The following is an 18,222-nucleotide window of genomic DNA, read 5'->3' as shown; positions in this document are numbered from 1 at the left end:
ATGCTTCCGGCTCTTTGGGTCGCTAAAACCGGCCTGTCCGCCCAGGACACCAACCTGACCGTCATTTCCAACAACCTGGCCAACGTCTCGACCACCGGCTTCAAGCGGGATCGTGCCGAGTTCGCCGACCTGCTGTACCAGATCAAGCGTCAGCCAGGCGCGCAGTCGACCCAGGACAGCGAACTGCCATCGGGCCTGCAGGTCGGTACCGGTGTGCGCATCGTCGGCACCCAGAAGAACTTCCAGACCGGCAGCCTGCAGACCACCGAGAACCCGCTGGACATGGCTGTCAACGGTCGTGGCTTCTTCCAGGTGCTGCAGCCGGACGGCACGGTCTCGTACACCCGTGACGGTACCTTCCACCTGAACTCCGATGGCCAGATCGTCACCGCCCAAGGCTTTGCCCTGGAGCCGGCGATCGTGGTGCCGAACGACGCCCAGACCTTCACCGTCGGCCAGGACGGCACCGTGTCGATCACCACCGCCGGCAACCCGGCTGCACAGGTCATCGGCAACCTGCAGACCGCCGACTTCATCAACCCGGCCGGCCTGCAGGCAATCGGTGACAACCTGTTCCTGGAAACCGCTGCCAGTGGCGCGCCACAGGTCGGTACCCCAGGCCTGAACGGCTTCGGCACCACCCTGCAGCAGACCTTGGAAAACTCCAACGTCAGCACCGTGGAAGAACTGGTGAACATGATCACCACCCAGCGTGCCTACGAGATGAACTCCAAGGTCATTTCCACCGCCGACCAGATGCTGTCGTTCGTGACTCAACAGCTCTAAAGCCCTGGTACAGGTTCTACTCCCGTTACACCGTGAGGTAAGTTTCATGAAACGTCTGTTGTCTGTGTTCGCCCTGGGGGGGGCGGTTGTGTTGGCAGGTTGCGTCGCGCCGACGCCGAAGCCGAACGACCCGTATTACGCGCCGGTTCTGCCGCGCACCCCGCTGCCGGCGGCAGCCAACAACGGTTCGATCTACCAGGCCGGTTTCGAGCAGGGCCTGTACACCGACCGCAAAGCGTTCCGCGTGGGTGACATCATCACCATCACCCTCAACGAACGCACGTCGGCGAGCAAGAACGCAGGTTCCCAGATCCAGAAGAACAGCAAGGCCGACATTGGCCTGACCTCGCTGTTCGGTTCCAACCCCAACACCAACAACCCGTTCGGCAGCGGTGACCTTTCGCTCGAGGCCGGCTACAGCGGTGATCGCACCACCAAGGGCGACAGCAAGGCCACCCAGGGCAACACCCTGACCGGCTCGATCACTGTCACCGTGGCCGAGGTGCTGCCCAACGGCATCATCGCCGTGCGCGGCGAGAAGTGGATGACCCTGAACACCGGTGAAGAGCTGGTGCGTATCGCCGGCTTGATCCGCGCCGACGACATCGCCACCGACAACACCGTACCGTCCACCCGTGTTGCCGATGCGCGCATCACCTATTCGGGCACAGGTTCCTTCGCCGATGCCAGCCAGCCCGGGTGGCTGGACCGCTTCTTCATGAGCCCGCTTTGGCCCTTCTGAGTACGGATGAACATGTTCAACGTTAGGCAGCTGATAGCCACGACCCTGCTCCTGTCCTGCGCGTTCGGTGCCCACGCCGAGCGCCTCAAGGACATTGCCAGCATCTCCGGCGTGCGTTCCAACCAGTTGATCGGTTATGGCCTGGTGGTGGGTCTGAACGGCACGGGTGACCAGACCACCCAGACCCCGTTCACCCTGCAGACCTTCAACAACATGCTGTCGCAGTTCGGCATCAAGGTGCCGGCCGGCTCCGGCAACGTGCAGCTGAAGAACGTCGCTGCCGTGTCGGTGCATGCCGACCTGCCGGCGTTTGCCAAGCCGGGCCAGGTGGTGGACATCACCGTATCGTCGATCGGCAACTCCAAGAGCCTGCGCGGTGGCAGCTTGCTGATGACCCCGCTCAAGGGGATCGACGGCAACGTCTACGCCATCGCCCAGGGCAACCTGGTGGTCGGCGGCTTCGATGCCGAAGGCCGTGACGGCTCGAAGATCACCGTCAACGTTCCGTCGGCCGGCCGTATTCCTGGCGGCGCCTCGGTCGAGCGCGCCGTGCCGAGCGGTTTCAACCAGGGCAACAGCCTGACCCTGAACCTCAATCGCCCGGACTTCACCACCGCCAAGCGCATCGTCGACAAGGTCAACGACCTGCTCGGCCCAGGTGTGGCCCAGGCCGTGGACGGCGGCTCGGTGCGGGTCACCGCACCGATGGACCCGAGCCAGCGGGTCGACTACCTGTCGATCCTCGAGAACCTCGAGATCGACCCGGGCCAGGCCGTGGCCAAGGTCATCATCAACTCGCGTACCGGGACCATCGTCATCGGTCAGAACGTCAAGGTCTCGCCAGCGGCGGTGACCCACGGCAGCCTGACCGTGACCATTACCGAAGACCCGATCGTCAGCCAGCCGGGGCCGTTCTCCAATGGCCAGACGGCGGTGGTTCCGCGTTCGCGCGTCAACGCCGAGCAGGAAGCCAAGCCGATGTTCAAGTTCGGCCCGGGCACCACGCTGGATGAGATCGTTCGCGCGGTGAACCAGGTTGGCGCGGCCCCCGGCGACCTGATGGCCATCCTCGAAGCACTGAAACAGGCCGGCGCCCTGCAAGCCGACCTGATCGTGATCTGAGGACGCCACGGATGAATTCGAAGAGCCTGGTCTCCAGTCACGCCGACAGCGGTGCCTACACCGACCTCAATCGCCTGAGCTCGCTCAAGCACGGTGACCGCGACAGCGACGCCAACGTGCGCAAGGTGGCCCAGGAGTTCGAGTCGCTGTTCATCAGCGAGATGCTCAAGGCCTCGCGCAAGGCCAGCGATGTGCTGGCCGACGACAACCCGATGAACAGCGAAACGGTCAAGCAGTACCGCGACATGTACGACCAGCAGCTGGCCGTGAGCATGTCCCGCGAGGGTGGCGGTATCGGCCTGCAGGACGTGCTGGTGCGCCAGCTGTCGAAGCACAAGAGTGCCCCGGTCAACACCAGCCCGTTCCCGCGTGTCGATGGCAATGCGCCGACGCTGTGGGGCAACAAGGTGGCCGACCCGGTGCAGGCCACCCAGACAACAGCCACGCGCAACGACGTTGCCGCGCTCAACTCGCGGCGCCTGGCGCTGCCAGGCAAGCTCACCGACCGCCTGCTGGCCGGCATCGTGCCCTCGGCCACCAGCCCGGCCGCGGCCACCAATACCGCTACCGTGCCGGCCCGTGACGGGCAGCAGGTGGCCAAGGCCATCGCCATCCCGGACAACGGCCTGCGCATCACTGGCCGCGCCGTGGCGCAGCCGCCGCTGGCACCGAAGAAGGCCTTTGCCGATAGCGACGAATTTGTCGCCACCATGCTGCCGATGGCCGAACAGGCCGCCAAGCGCATCGGTGTCGACCCGCGCTACCTGGTGGCCCAGGCCGCCCTGGAAACCGGCTGGGGCAAGTCGGTCATGCGCAACAGTGACGGCAGCAGCAGCCACAACCTGTTCGGCATCAAGGCCAGCAGCAATTGGGACGGCGATTCGGCGCGGGCGATCACCAGCGAATTCCGCGACGGCCAGTTCGTCAAGGAGACGGCGGCGTTCCGTTCCTACGATTCTTACCAGGACAGTTTCCATGACCTGGTAAGCCTGCTGCAGAGCAATTCGCGCTATCAAGATGCGGTGAAGTCGGCCGATAACCCAGAACAATTCGTGCGAGAGCTGCAAAAGGCCGGGTACGCCACCGACCCGAACTACGCCAGCAAGATCTCGCAGATCGCAAGACAGATGAAGTCGTACGAGAGCTACGCAATGCTCGGTACCACAACGAAACTTTAAGGGTATGGAACCATGGCGAGTCTGATCAATATTGGCATGTCGGGGCTTGGCGCCGCGCAGTCGGGGATGTACACCCTCGGTAACAACATCGCCAACGCCGATGTCGAGAGCTACTCGCGCCAGCAGAACGTGCAGAAGACCAAGGGCGGCCAGCAGGTCGGCCAGGTGTTCATCGGCACCGGCACCACCCTGGCCGACGTGCGTCGGGTGTACAACGCGTTCCTCGAGAACCAGCTGCGTACCACCACGTCGCTTAGCAGCGACGCCACCTCGTACCTGAATCAGATCTCGCCGCTGGACACCGCCCTGTCGAGCAGCGACACCGGCATCACCGCCGCGCTGCAGAGCTTCTTCAGTGCCATGCAGGACGCTGCCTCCAAGCCGACCGAGGACGCCTCGCGCCAGCTGCTGCTGACCAGCGCCCAGTCCCTGGCCAAGCGTTTCAATACCCTGTCGGCGCAGTTCAACCAGCAGAACAGCGACATCAACGCCAACATGGCGTCGATCGCCGACAAGGTCAACGCCCTGACCAAGTCGATTGCCGACCTCAACGGCCAGATCTCCAAGATGACCGCCGTCAACGGCCAGCCCAACGACCTGCTCGACCAGCGTGATGGCGCGGTGCGCGAGTTGTCGTCGCTGATCGGTGCCGACGTGGTGGAGCAGAAGAACGGCAACTACGACATCTACCTGAAGAACGGCCAGGCCCTGGTGCTGGGCAACACCACCCAGACCATCGGTGTGGAGCCGAGCGCCACCGACCCGACCCGCATGAGCCTGATCCTCAATCGCGGTTCGACCAAGATGGACATCACCAACAGCACCACCGGTGGTGAGCTGGGCGGCCTGATCCGCTACCGCAAGGAAACCCTCGACCCGGCGCTCAACGAGCTCGGTCGCGTGGCCCTGGTGGTGGCTGATGCCATCAACAGCCAGCTGGCGCAGGGTATCGACAAGAATGGCGAGTTCGGTGCCACGCTGTTCGCCGACATCAACAGCGCTGCGGCCATCGCCCAGCGCAGTGTCCCCAAGTCGGGCAACAGCGCAGGCTCCGGCAACCTCGATGTGACCATCAAGGACACTGGCAAGCTGACCACCAGCGACTACCAGGTGACGTTCACCAGCGCCACCGGCTACAACGTGCGCAAGCTGCCCGACGGCACCGACATGGGCAGCTTCGACCTCAGCGACACTCCGCCACCGGTCATCGACGGTTTCACCCTGTCGCTCAATGGCGGTGGCCTGAGCGCTGGCGACAGCTTCAAGATCACCCCGACGCGCAATGCCGCAGCGGGCATCGACACCGTGCTGACCGACCCCAAGCGCCTGGCGCTGGCGTCGCCGCTGACCGCTACCAGTGGCTCCGGCAACAAAGGCACCGGCGTGATCACCCAGCCGACGCTGACCTCGGAAATGGACATCTACGATGCCACCCAGCGCTCGCAGCTACAGACCGGCCTGAAGTACTCGACGCCCGTCAAGCTGGTGTTCGGTAGCGACGGCAGCTCGCCGCAGACGTACACGATGTACGACGCCAAAGGCAACAACATCGGCAGCGGTACGATCATCCCCGGCCAGGAAAACAAGCTGCAGCTGTCGGTGCCGATGGTCGATGGCAGCGGCAACTCGCTGGGCAGCAACTTCACCTTCGAAATGAGCGTCTCCGGCGCACCGAAGGAGGGCGACAGCTACACCGTTGCGCTGACGGGTGCGGGCTCGGCAGACAACCGCAACGGCCAGTCGGTGATCGACCTGCAGACCAAGTCCACCGTCGAAGTGGGTGCCAACGGCAAGGGCATCAGCTTCACCGATGCCTACGCGAAGCTGGTGTCCAACGTCGGCGGCAAGGCCGGCCAGGCGCAGATGGACAGCGACGCCACCACCGCCCTGCACACCTCGGCGCTGGATGCGCGCAACGGCGTGTCGGGTGTCTCGATCGACGAAGAGACCGGCAACCTGATCAAGTTCCAGCAGTACTACACCGCGTCGTCGCAGATCATCAAGGCGGCCCAGGAAACCTTCGCCACCCTGATCAACAGTCTTTAAGGAGCCGTAGATCGTGAGCGTACGCATCTCCACTTCGCAGTTCTACAACACCAACCAGGCCAACTACCAGAGCAACTTCGCCAAGACGGTGAAGACTCAGCAGGAGGCCAGCGATGGTATCCGCGTGCGTTCGGCCAAGGACGATCCGGTAGGGGCGGCGCGGTTGCTGCAGCTGGAGCAGCAGCAGAACATGCTCAAGCAGTACAGCGGCAACATCACCAGCGTGCGCAATGCGCTGGGTACTGCCGAGAGCACGCTGAACTCGATTGGTACCATCCTGCAGCGGGTCAACGAACTGGCGGTGAGTTCGGGCAATGGCTCGTTCACCGACGCCGATCGCAAGGCCAATGCCGAGGAGCTCTCTTCGCTCGAAGACCAGCTGTTCACCCTGATGAACAGCAAGGACGAGAACGGCAAGTACATCTTCTCGGGCTCCAAGGGCGATACGCAGCCCTTCGTGCGTAATGCCGACGGTACCTACAGCTACCAGGGCGACCAGAGCAAGTTGAACCTGCAGGTGGGTGACATGCTCAGCCTGGCGGCCAACGAAACCGGCTACGATGCCTTCCAGCAAGCGCTCAATACCAGCCGCAGCCAGACCACGCTGACCGCGCCGGCCACCGACGATGGCCGTGTCAGCCTGTCCAATGGCCAGGTATCCGGCAGCGCGACCTACAACGACCGCTTCCGCAGTGGCGAACCGTACAAGATCGAGTTCATCAGCAGCACCGAATACAAGATCACTGACGCCAACAACAACGATGTCACCCTCGACGCCAGCCAGGGTGGCAAGTTCGACCCGAACGCCGAAAATGCCACGATCAGCTTCCGTGGCGTCGACCTGCGCCTGGACGTCAGTTTCCAGGCTGGCGACAAGGGCAACGAAGATGCGGTCATCGCCGGCCACACCTTCTCGTTGAGTTCCAAGCCCGATGATGTCTCTGGCACCCGCAGCCCGGGCAACGCCTCGTCCGAGCAGATTACCGGCGCGACCATCACCGACCAGGCTGCCTACCAGGCTGCGTTCCCGTCCGGTGGTGCCGTGCTCAAGTTCACCGGTACCAATACCTTCGAACTCTATGCCTCGCCCGTGACTGCGGATAGCCGCCCGGTGGCGTCGGGTGCGCTGGGCGGGCCGACCGGGACCACCGCAACGGCGGCAGGTGTCAGCTTCGAACTGTCGGGTGCACCGAGCAGTGGCGATTCGTTCGCGGTCAAGGTCGATACCCACCAGACCCAGAACGTCCTCGACACCATCAGCAAGCTGCGCACCGCGCTGAACAGCCCGGTCGATGGCGACCCGGTGGCCCGCAAGAACTTCCTGGCCTCGCTGGACTCGGCGATTGGCAACATCGCCAGTGCCACCAACCAGGTATCTTCGTCGATCAGCGCCATCGGCGGCCGTGGCCAGGCCCTGGACGTGCAGGCCGAAACCAACGAAGCCCTGAGCACCGAGAATACCAAGACCCAGAGTTCGATCCGCGAAAGCGATCCTGCCGAAGTGATGCTGCGTCTGCAGATGCAGACCAACATGCTGCAGGCTTCGCTGCAGGCCTATGCCAAGGTCGCTGGTCTGTCGCTGGTCAACTACATCTGACAATTCCTCCCGGCGTCACCCGTGTGCCAGCCCGCCCGGTGCTGGCCACGAAGCTTCTTCAAGGTCTTTACCGTGAATCAACAGACCCTCGTCAGCATCGCCATTCCCGCCTTCAACCCCGAGTTCTTCCGCGCCACCCTGCTCAGTGCACTCGACCAGGATTATCCGGCGTTGGAGGTGCTGGTCTGCGACGACAGTCGAGGCCCTGAAATCCGCGATATCGTCGATGCGGTAACGAGCGAGACCGGCAAGCCGGTGCGCTATGTGCGAAACCCCCGCACACTCGGCTTCGCGCGCAACCTGCTGGCGTGCCTTGAGCAGGCCCAGGGAGCGTTGATCAAGTTTCTCTGTGACGACGATCGCCTGTTCCCCGAATGCGTCGGCCTGCAGGCCGCGCTCATGGCGCAGCATGCCGATGTCAGCCTGACCATCTGCCAGCGCATGCTGTGCGCGGCCGACGATGCCTTGTTGCCGCCGCGCATGCTCAATGCGGTGATCTGCCCGGAAGATGCCGTGGTCAAAGGCAGCGACTTGCTCGAGGCGCTGGAAACCAATGCCCCGAACCTGTTCGGAGGTCTCAGCCATGCCCTGATGCGCCGCGACCTGGTGGCGGAGTTCCTGCCGGCCCTGGTCCAGGACGGGCAAGGTTTCGTTGCGCGCCTGGACATGGCCCTGTACATCTGCCTGATGCGGCGTGGCAATCTCGGTCATCTGACCCGCTTCCTGAGCATGGAGCGCCTGCACCCTGGGCGCCTCAGCCACCAGGCCGGGATGACCATGGCGTTCACCAGCGAGACCGAGTGGCTCAAGTCGATGCTGGCGGCACGTGCCAGCGAGCCGGCGCCTGCCAGTGGCTGGGTGCGGTACCTGCCGCTGGATCGCTATCACGGTGCCCAGGACGCGAGCTGGGACGAATACGAACTCAATCGTCTGTACGGTGCCCAGCAGGCCCGCCAGGCACAGCAGGTCGGCACCGACTGCCTGTCGTTTGACGAGGTCTATGCCCAGTGGCTGGAATGCCGCGATCTGTCTGCCGCGCAGCTCAAGGCCTTGCCCAAGCGCTTCGAGCATTGGCCAAGGCAGCCACGAATCATCCCGGTCATCATGGCCGAGGCGGGCGAAGCGTTGGCGTTACGTGCGACCCTCGACAGCCTGGCTGCGCAGTCGTACGCCGCAGCCGGTATCTGGCTGCTGGCGCCCGCGACCCTGGAACTGGCCGACCCGGTCGGCGTCGAGCGCTTGCTCGTCGAGGGCAACGGCCTGGCCCCGTTGCAGGCGCGCCTGGCGCGTGCCGACGATGCCGACTGGGTCTTGCTGTTGCGCGCCGGTGACCGCCTGGAGCCCCACGCACTGGCGATCATGGGCGAGCGCATGGCGTTGCGCGAGCGGGCCTGTCTCTACGTTGATGAAGGCAGCCACGATGCCCTGCACCCGACGACACCGATCTTCAAGCCTGACTTCAACCTCGACCTGATGCGCAGCCTGCCCTATGTCGGGCGGGTCTTGGCCTTCAAGTGCGAGACCTTGCGCGGGATCGGTGGCTTCGATGTGGATTTCGATGTGCTCGCTCCCCATGATGCGCTGTGGCGTCTGGCCGAAAGCCATGGCCTGCAGGTCATCGAGCATATCGACGAACTGCTGGTGCATTGCCAATGGGATTTCGGCCAGTGGCTGAGCGACCCACGCTGCGTGATGCAGGCTCCGCGTGTGGTGCAGGCCCACCTGCAACGCCTGGGCGTCGACGCCGAGGTCATTGGTTCTGCGAACATTTCGCTGTGCCAGGTCAGCTATCGGCACCCGGTGCAGGCCGGGGTTTCGATCCTGGTCACGCTCGGTGATGACCAGGCGACGGCAACGCGCTGTGTCGAGTCCCTGTTCGAACACACCCGTTATGGCAATTTCGAGGTGCTGCTGATCGCCTCGCCCGACACACCGGCCGAGTTGCGCCAGTGGCTGCAGGCCATGCAGGGGTTGGGAAGTGATCAGCTGCGGGTGGTCGAGGTCGCCAGTGCCAGCCCTGTCGCGCAGTTGAACCAGGCGTGCCAAGCCGCCCGTGGTGACTACCTGCTGATGCTCGACAGTGCCTGCGTGGCCATCGACCGCACCTGGCTGGAGCAATTGATGGCCCAGGCACAGCGCCCTGAGGTCGGCGCGGTCGCGCCCAAGCTATGTACCCACAAGGGCGAGATCTTCGCGGCTGGCCTGGTGCTGGGGCTGCATGGCAGCGTGAGCAGCCCGTTCGTCGGCATGCCGGCCGACAGCGGCGGTTACATGTACCGGCTCAACGCTGTGCAGAACTGGAGCGCGCTGAGCCTGGACTGCCTGCTGGTGCGCCGTGAGCTGTTCGAAACGCTAGGTGGCTTCGATGTGCAAGGGTTGCAGGGTGGCCTGCAGGACGCCGACCTGTGCCTGCGCATTCGTGAGCAAGGTTACCTGGCGGTATGGACGCCACATGCGGTGCTCGGCCGCTTTGCCTCGGCCCGCGACGCATGGGCCGACAGCCAGCGCAAGGTGCTGGACAAGGACATCTTCCATGAGCGCTGGCTGGCCAAGGTCGCACGCGATCCAGCCTACAATCGCAATCTCAGCCTGAAGATGGCCAGCTTCAATCTCCATGCCGGGCAGCGTCGTGGCTGGGACCCTTTCATCAGCCGCGTGCTGCCATCGGTGCTGGCACTGCCGATCAACACTTCGGCGGTGGGGCACTACCGGGTGGCGCAGCCATTCGCCGAACTTGAGCGTGCCGGGTGGATTCAGGGCCGCCTCGATTTCAGTACGCCGGAGATGATCGAGATCGAGCGCGAGCAGCCCGACGTGATGATCTTGCAGTGCCGCTACACGGCCAACTCGATCGATGAAATGACCCGTTTCAAGCGCCTGTCGAACGCCCGGCGTATCTACGAGATCGATGATTACATCATCGACGTGCCGAAAAAGAACGGCCATTCCCGCAACATGCCGGCCAACATGCGTGAACTGGTAACCCAGGGCATTGCCCTGTGCGACCGGGTCGTGGTTTCGACCCAGCCGCTGGCCGATGCGCTGTCGGGCATGCACCACGATATCCGCGTGGTCCCGAACATGCTTGCCGCGCCACTCTGGGCAGGGCTTGCCAGTGAACGTCAGAGCAGCGCGCGGCCGCGGGTGGGCTGGGCTGGCGGCACCAGCCACCGGGGCGACCTGGAGTTGCTGCTGGAGCTCATCAAGACGCTGGCGGACGAAGTCGACTGGGTGTTCTTCGGCATGTGCCCGGATGTCCTGCGCCCCTACGTGAAGGAATTCCACAAGGGCGTGCCATTGGCACAGTACCCGCAGAAACTGGCCAGCCTCAACCTCGACCTGGCACTTGCACCGCTTGAACAGAACCTGTTCAACGACTGCAAGAGCAACCTGCGCTTGCTGGAGTACGGTGCTTGCGGGTTCCCGGTGATCTGCACCGACACCAAGGCCTATGACGGCTACCTGCCGTGCACGCGGGTACGCGACAACACCCCCGAGCAATGGCTGGAGGCGGTGCGCATGCACCTTGCCGACCCTCAGGCCAGCTACCGCCAGGGCGATGCCCTGCGCGAGGCGGTACTGCGCGACTACGTGCTCATGCCGCATCACTTGCAGCAGTGGGCCAACGCCTGGCTGGCAGACTGAACCTCGTGCCCGCTACAGGCGGGCGCCGGACCAACAACTTGAACAGGTGCCCTATGGCCGAAACTGCAACCGGGTCGCACAACGAAGTGACCGTCGTCCTGCTTGGGCATGAACAACCGGACCATCGTGCCCGGGCTGTCCACTACTATCGGCAGGCCGGCATTCCCTGCCTGGCCCTGGAGTCGCTAAAGGCGGGCGCGCCAGCCGAGCAGTGCAGCGGGCGGCTGGCCCAGGCTCTGCAGCAGGTGGCCACGCCATTCGTGACCTTGGCCCTGGATGCCGACTTCGTGCTGGTACCTGCCTTGCAGCAAGCCGCCGCCTGCCTGCAGGCGCAACCCCGGCTGCAGGGCGCCCAGGGTTATGCGCTGGCGTATGCGCCAGGCAATGCCCGGATGAGCTATCACAAGGTCGGTTCGGCCTTCGACCCTGTGGACGAAGACACTGCCCGCGCACGCTTGCGTCAATATGCCATGGCCGGACAACAGGCCTGGCGAGCGGTGATGCGCGTCAGTGCCGTGCAGGCGGCGCTCGATAGCTTGCCGGGTGAGCTGGACTTCAGCGCCTGGCGCGTGGCCCTGTCCTATGCCCTGGTGGCGGCGGGTGGCATCGTTCAACTGGCGCAGACCGATGTGATCTGCGAGTTGACCCCGGGCACCCTGTCCCCGGTGGCCCGCGATGAGCAGCTGAGCCGCACCGTGCGCCTGCTGCGCGACTGGGATGGCAAGCAGCTGCGGGCGTGCGATGACGAGGCCGGTTTTACCGTGCTCAATCGGTTTGTCCGTGCGACCTACGACCAGGGTGACGCGCCGTTACTGTTCACCTCGCCATGGGGCACGGTGATCGGCGAGCCGGAGCGCGTGTTCGAGCCACGCCAGTACGTTGAGCTGCCTTACTACAACCGCGCTCTGTTCGAGCGCTTGAGCGCGCTGGAATTCCTCTGCCATGCCTGGCCAACCGGGTCGGCGCACCGTCAGGCCCTGGAAGGTACCTGGGTGCGCCAGCGCGAGTTGCTGCAGGTGCATCCCAACGACACGGCCGAGACCTTGCAGCAGCGTTACTGGAAGGCGCTGGCGCTGGGCCTGTTCAACCTGGAGGTGTGCCAGCGCCTGGTGCCGACCCTCACCGGCAAGGACGATGGCGAGCGCGCCCGCGAGCTGGGTGACTGGCTCGTGCGCTTGCAGGCACTGCCCGGTATCGATGGCAACGGCTGGTTGCGCAGCACGGGTTCTGGCCAGGTGCTCGAGGCACTGGCAGCGGCCAAGCCCGACAAGGCCACCCAGCAGCGTCTGCTGGCAACGGTGAACAAGCGCCCAGGCGCGCAGGTTACCTTCGTGGTCATCGACCTGGCCGACGACGATCTGGCACTGCAGGCGACGTTCGACAGCTTGCTGGCCAGCGGGCTGCGTCAGTTCAAGCTGGTGGTGCTCAAGGGTGGCAAGCCCCCGGCGATCACCACTGCGCGCGATACCTTGCATTTCGTCCAGGTCAGTGAAAGCAACTGGGTCACGCATCTCAATCAGCAAGTACGCCAACTCAACAGCGACTGGCTGATGTTGCTGGACGCGGGCGATACCCTGGTCGGCGGCGGCTTGCTGCGCCTGCAGCAGGAGCTGGCTGAGGCGTCAGGCTGCCTGGCAGTCTGTGCCAATGAAGTGCAGCGTGATGCCGAGGGTCGCCTGCATGGGGTAGTGCGGCCTGGTAGCAATCTCGACCTGCTGCGGGCGCAGCCGGGGCTGATGTCGCGGCATTGGTGCGTACGCCGCGAAACGGTTGTGGCCTTGGGCGGTTACAGCGAGACCTGCCGCGATGCGCTGGAGTTCGACCTGTTGCTGCGCCTGGTGGAACAGCATGGGCAGGGGGGGCTGGCGCACATGGATGAATACCTGGTCGTTGGCAACCAGGCGACGCCGGCATTGCTGGCCGACGCGCGGGTGACGCTCAAGCGGCACCTGACGCAGCTGGGCTACCGGGGTGAAGTGCATGACCAGGGCGACACTGGCCTGGTGATGGATTTCCGTCATTCGGCCACACCACTGGTGAGCATCCTGGTGGCTGCCGAGGGTAATCTGCCGCGCCTGCAGGCCTGCCTGACCAGTGTTCTGCAGCGTACACGCTACCCACGCTACGAGCTGCGGGTTGCCTGCGCTGCCGAGCACGCCGAAGCCACCGCCGCCGCCCTGCAAGGGTTCGGCCAACGGCTCGTGCTGCTGGCCGGTGCGGTGAGCGGGCGAGATGAGTTGCTCAACCTGGCGGCGCAAGAGGCGCGAGGCGAATACCTGCTGCTGCTCGGCGAGCACTGCGAGGTGATTTCACCCGCGTGGATCGAGGGGCTGCTCAACGAGGGGCTCAGGCCAGAAGTGGGGGTGGTCGGCGCCCGCCTGCTCGCCCGCGATGGTACCGTCGTTCATGCGGGCTTTGACCTGTTGCAGGGGCCGCTGGCGTACCAGCCTTGGCAGGGGCTTTCGGCAGAGGGGTGTGTCAAGGCGCGCTGGCCGGTGTCGGTGCGCAGTTGCGCCGGGGTGTCCGCTGATTGCATGTTGCTGCGCCGTGACCTGTTTGACCATTGTGGAGGCCTGCAGCCGTTGCGGGCGTTCGATCTGGACATCTGCCTGACGGCGGCGGCAGCGGGCTTGCTGGTGGTCTGGACGCCGGTAGCGCAATTGTTCGCCGATGCAGCGAGCGAGCCCGACAAGGTGGCCTGCCAAGCGCTGCAGGCGCGTTGGCCGGCAGCCTTCAGCAGCAGCTGGGCAAGCGATGCGTTGAGCGCGGTGCGTCAGCAATGAGGCTGGGTGCCTGAGCCAGGGACAAGAAAAAACCGCTACCCATTACAGGTAGCGGTTTTTTTATGCCGGGTTAAAGGCGCGAGCGGTCAGTCCGGTAGCCAGGCCGACGCCAGGCGCTGCAGATAGGCCGCATCGGCCGTGGCGTAGCGGGCGACCTGGGCACTCAGTGCCGCGCCTTGCTGGTCGCGGGCCGCATCATCGAGCAGCAGAGTCGCCAGGGCGTCGTTCCACGCTGACAGTTCATTGGCCACGCGGGTGATGTGCAGGTCTGTCGGCAGGCAGCTCGTATCGCTGCAGGCCACTGCATAGCCGCAGGCGCCGAGTTGCATCAGTGACGTGGCGTCGCTGAATGGCCCGTGGGCATTTTCGCTGCGGATCAGCAGGGCAACATCCACGTTCAGGTTGGCCAGCAACCTGGGGGTATGTTGCACCTGGCCCGGATGCAGTTCGCGGGCATGCTGTTGCAGGTGTGCCGGGACCTCGCCCCAGAGTATCCAGTCCACGCGCGAGGCCCATTGGCGTACCAGCTGTTCGGCCAGTTCGCAGGTGGCCGGGTCCTCACCGAGGAAGGCGCAGCCGACACGCGGTTTGCCCTCGAGCCGAACCGGTCGCGGCAGGTTCGCCCACTGCCCGTCGAGGCGGTTGTCGATGACCCGGATATCGCCATGCAAGCCTTCAAGGCTGTCGGCCAGTGCCTGGCTGCTGACCACGATGCGATCGACCAGGCGTGCGGCCTGCTCGAGGTTGTCGTGCTGGGCGGCGGTGCTCGGGGCGCTCGTCACCTGGAGGATCTTGAACGCTGGCGACAGCTTCAGCATCTGGCGCAGGCGCGGCAGGCGGCGGGCATCAGAGACGTGCTGGAGCACGATCACATCGGGGCTCAGCCTTTGCACCTCGACCGGGTTGAGCAGGCGGTCGCTGATGCAGCCGTCGATCTGCCCGGCGTCACGCAGGTTGTTGAAAGCCGCTTGCAACGGTGCCGCTGCGTGCTCGTCCTGGCTCGGGCAGGCCAGCACCACGGGCAGCGGGCGCCAGCACAACGGCCGCCAGCTCAGTTCCATCAGGCGCTCGAATTCGAACCCGCTGCCTTGCAGGGACAGGTGTCGGTTGTGGGCGGGGTCGTTGGCCAGTTGTGGCAGCCACTTTGCGTAGGCATTGTGCTGATCCTGGGCAAAGCGCTCACGCATCGACGGTTGCTTGCGGGCCTGGGCCCAGCTTGCACCGCCTTCGTGAACCAGTGTGGCGTGGGGCGTCCAGATGTTCAGGTAGCCCATCTCGACCAGTTTCAGGCACAGGTCGAGGTCGTTGCAGGTAACCTGGAACTGTTCTTCATCCATGCCGTTGACGGCCAGGTAGAGTGCTTTTTCTACCATCAGGCAACTGGCGCTGACAGCGCTCATGCTCTGGTCGACATGCAGGCGCTGCAGGTAGCCGCTGGCGTTGGCGGGCTGGTCCAGAGACGGGCTGCCGGCCGGGCCATGCAGGCCACCCATCAAGCCTGCGTGCTGGATACGCCCTGCGGGTGTCAGTAACTTGGCTCCGACCGCGCCGACTTCGGGGCGTTGGGCGTGGTTGAGCATTTCATCCAGCCAGTGCGTGTCGAGCACGGCCACATCGTCGTTCATCAGGACCAGATAGTCGCCGCGTGCGTGATCGACAGCGAAGTTGTTGATGGCACTGAAGTTGAACGGCCCCGGATAGTGCAGCACGCGCAAGCGGTCCTGGCCGATCATGGCCATGTTGGCCAGCCAGTCGTGGGTCTGCGGGTCCTGGCTGTCATTGTCGACCAGGATGATTTCGAAATGCGGGTAACCCGTCTTTTCCAGCAGGTTCTCCACGCAGCGTTGCAGCAGGGCCAGGTTGTCGCGGCTGGGTATGATGATCGATACCTGCGGTTGCTGCGCATGCCCATACTTGATGTGGTAGTGACGAGCGGGGCTCTCCAGCACCTGCGCGTTGACATAGCCGCGGTTGGCCAGGTGCCGGGTGATTGCGTTGCGCTCGTCGGGGGTGTCTTCGATCACCGGGGCGTCACTGACGATGAAGGCTTCATCGAGGTGGGCGATGCCGGCTAGCCCTTCCTGTTCGATCAGGCGCAGGATCAGGTCCAGTTCCAGTGCGCGCGGCATGCCCGGGTCGTAGCCGCCGGCCTGCAGCGCCAGGGTGCGACGTACCAGCCAATGGGAGGCCATGGCCAGGGGCAGGCTCAGCAGGTAGTCGAGGTTGACCCCGGGGCGTAATACCGCGCCAGGGCCTTCGCCGGAGCGGAACATGCCATCGCAGTACAGCATGCGGCAACCTTCTGCCCCGGCCAGCTCCAGGTCCAGCAGCAAGGCACCGGACGGCAGGATCTCGTCACCGGCGTTGAGCAGCATGATCCAGTCGCTGTCGTCGCTTTGCAGGGTTTCATTGAGTTCGAGGGCGCCTGGGGATGGGCATTGCATCCAGCGCAGGCCGGCGGCGAGCGCTGACGGTGCCGGTTGGGCGCTGAGTACCACGGTGTTCAGGCGGATGCACGAGGAGGTGCGCCACCAGGCAATGCTGTCGAGCGTGTCCTGTAGCGCGGCGGCATCGGCCTTTTCGTCACGTACCAACAAGGTCAGGCTGGTCAGCCCTGACAGCTGCTGCCGACGTGCGTCGGTCAGCTGCTGTTGCACGGGGGTCAGTTGGCGCTGCAGCAGCCAGTCCCGGACAGAAGGCACCTGGCTTAGCGCAACGTGGCGAACCGACGCGCGCTGGGTCGTTTCGATGAAGCGCTGCAGTTGCGGCCAGAAGGCTCGCTCGATGTCCAGCCAGCGCATGCGCGCTTGCATGACGCTTGCCCGTGCGCGCTCCAGCCCGCCTGGCTCGTGGTACAAGGCCGAACCTGCATTGCCGAACTGTTCGACGAATGGCTGGGATTTGACGTGGCCGTCGGGCATGTAGATGACAGGGCAGCCGCACAGCATGGCTTCCGTGCAGGTGGCAGAAATCTCGTAGCTGTAGAGCACCGAAGCCTGGCGGAAGATCTGCGCCAGTTGCGCCAGTGTCTTCGGGCTGGCCAGGCTCAATACTTCGACGTCATCCGGCAACAGCGAATAGTCGACCTTGGTCTTGTCGAAACGGTTGAGGTAGAGGTAGCTGCGCCGACGTTCGACCGGCTCGGCCGGTGGTGAGAACAGTTCCGAGTCGATGACCGGCAACAGCAGCAGGTCATCGCTCTTGGCGTCACCGCGGAAATCCTGGGTGTAGTAGAAGAACAGGTCCGAATCGAGGGCGTCGATGGCTTTGCCGGTCAGGAAACCCTCACGGTTCAGAATGTATCGGGCCACGATCGGCGCACCGATCGGGTTGCCGTCAGCCACTTCCGGGTAGACGGCGATGGGCGCGAGGCCAAGGGCCAGGTGCCGAAGGCGGATTTCATCGGTAAGGATCGGCGTGCGCAGGCTGGGGTTGACCTTGCAGTGGGTCACATAGGCTTCATGACCGGCCAGGTTCAGGGCGTGGCAAAGATAGTGCAGCACGCATACCCCGGACGAGGTTTCGCGGTAATCGGGCGCGCAGATGTAGTAGGGGTGACGCGGCTTGCCATGCAGGCTTGCAGAAATCATGTTCAGTTCTCGCAGACAACGTAGACGCTGGCGCAAAGGTCCGGGTAGACCATGCCGAGGGCCTGGCAGGCATCCATGAAGCGGTCATCGATCAGCTGCGTCTGCAGCGCCTTGTCCAGCTGGAAGTTGGCCAGCGGCTTGAAGAACACGCCGCCGCGCTGACGCACGGTCCAGCCAGCGCCACGCACTTCCTGTTCCAGTGTGTCGAGGCTGTAGGTCACGCGGTGGCCGTGCAGGCGTTCGCCTTCGGTCACTGCGCTGTTGTGCTCGATCAGGCCCATCTTCACGGCAATCTGGCGCGAAGGTGCGTTGGCGTTGGGAACGGCGATGAACAGCCGGCCGCCGGGCGCCAGCCAACCGCGCACGCGCTCCAGGACGCCTCGACGATCATCCAGGTGTTCCAGGGTGTGGATCAGGAAGATGTTGCTGTACCGCGGTTCGACCTGCGCGTGCTCGAAGGTACTGCAGATGAACTGGATGGGGGCATCGACGCGCTTGCGTGTCACCTCGATCAGGTCACTGGCCGCCTCTATTACCGTCAGGTCTTTGAAGCGCTCGGCGAACAATGCGGTGAAGGCGCCTTCGAAGCAGCCCATTTCCAGGGCCGGACCGTCGATCAGCCAAGGGGCGAAAGTGTCCAGCATGTAGCCCCGCAGTCGCGCATCGAAATCATAGAAGTAGCTACGATGTGCGTTGTCCTGGAATTCTTTGTTGTAGTCGCGTGTGGTCATGG

The 18,222-nt window shown here is 64.3% G+C and carries 10 protein-coding genes; 8 read left to right on the top strand and 2 right to left on the bottom strand.

Annotated elements, in window-relative coordinates; translation table 11 throughout:
• The 8 genes from flgG (at position 1) to ACIPZ8_RS12055 (ending at position 13,899) form a co-directional block, all read left to right on the top strand.
• Complete coding sequence (gene flgG, locus ACIPZ8_RS12090) at positions 1 to 786, top strand: flagellar basal-body rod protein FlgG (RefSeq protein ID WP_027921148.1); 786 nt, start codon at positions 1 to 3, stop codon at positions 784 to 786.
• A gap of 46 nt (positions 787 to 832) precedes the next feature.
• Positions 833 to 1,528 carry a flagellar basal body L-ring protein FlgH gene (gene flgH, locus ACIPZ8_RS12085; protein WP_027921149.1) on the top strand — a complete coding sequence of 232 codons (696 nt, stop codon included), beginning with the start codon at positions 833 to 835 and terminating at the stop codon, positions 1,526 to 1,528.
• A gap of 12 nt (positions 1,529 to 1,540) precedes the next feature.
• Complete coding sequence (locus ACIPZ8_RS12080) at positions 1,541 to 2,650, top strand: flagellar basal body P-ring protein FlgI (RefSeq protein ID WP_400723090.1); 1,110 nt, start codon at positions 1,541 to 1,543, stop codon at positions 2,648 to 2,650.
• Positions 2,651 to 2,661: 11 nt separating this feature from the next.
• The gene (gene flgJ / locus ACIPZ8_RS12075) at positions 2,662 to 3,828 is read left to right on the top strand and encodes a flagellar assembly peptidoglycan hydrolase FlgJ (RefSeq protein WP_400723087.1); all 1,167 of its coding nucleotides are present in this window, start codon (positions 2,662 to 2,664) and stop codon (positions 3,826 to 3,828) included.
• A gap of 12 nt (positions 3,829 to 3,840) precedes the next feature.
• Positions 3,841 to 5,874, top strand: a complete 2,034-nt coding sequence (gene flgK, locus ACIPZ8_RS12070; protein ID WP_400723084.1) for a flagellar hook-associated protein FlgK — start codon at positions 3,841 to 3,843, stop codon at positions 5,872 to 5,874.
• A gap of 13 nt (positions 5,875 to 5,887) precedes the next feature.
• Positions 5,888 to 7,471, top strand: a complete 1,584-nt coding sequence (locus tag ACIPZ8_RS12065) for a flagellar hook-associated protein 3 (protein ID WP_400723081.1) — start codon at positions 5,888 to 5,890, stop codon at positions 7,469 to 7,471.
• Between the two features lie 72 nt (positions 7,472 to 7,543).
• Positions 7,544 to 11,116, top strand: coding sequence for a glycosyltransferase (locus ACIPZ8_RS12060; protein WP_400723078.1), 3,573 nt, complete (start codon positions 7,544 to 7,546; stop codon positions 11,114 to 11,116).
• A 53-nt stretch (positions 11,117 to 11,169) separates the two neighbouring features.
• Positions 11,170 to 13,899 (top strand): glycosyltransferase, encoded by a 2,730-nt coding sequence (locus ACIPZ8_RS12055; protein ID WP_400723075.1) that lies wholly within the window; start codon positions 11,170 to 11,172, stop codon positions 13,897 to 13,899.
• Between the two features lie 86 nt (positions 13,900 to 13,985).
• Here ACIPZ8_RS12055 and ACIPZ8_RS12050 read toward each other — a convergent pair whose 3' ends face one another.
• Together ACIPZ8_RS12050 and ACIPZ8_RS12045 are read right to left on the bottom strand one after the other, a co-directional pair.
• Entirely contained in the window at positions 13,986 to 17,489 is a 3,504-nt protein-coding gene (locus tag ACIPZ8_RS12050) for a glycosyltransferase (RefSeq protein ID WP_400723072.1), read from the bottom strand.
• 2 nt (positions 17,490 to 17,491) lie between these two features.
• Positions 17,492 to 18,220 (bottom strand): class I SAM-dependent methyltransferase, encoded by a 729-nt coding sequence (locus tag ACIPZ8_RS12045; RefSeq protein ID WP_400723069.1) that lies wholly within the window; start codon positions 18,218 to 18,220, stop codon positions 17,492 to 17,494.
• Positions 18,221 to 18,222 lie beyond the last annotated feature (2 nt).

Source organism: Pseudomonas sp. NPDC089422 (assembly GCF_044749405.1).
Taxonomy (GTDB): domain Bacteria; phylum Pseudomonadota; class Gammaproteobacteria; order Pseudomonadales; family Pseudomonadaceae; genus Aquipseudomonas.
Note: the sequence above shows the minus strand (reverse complement) of the source record. Positions and strands in the feature narration are given on the sequence as shown.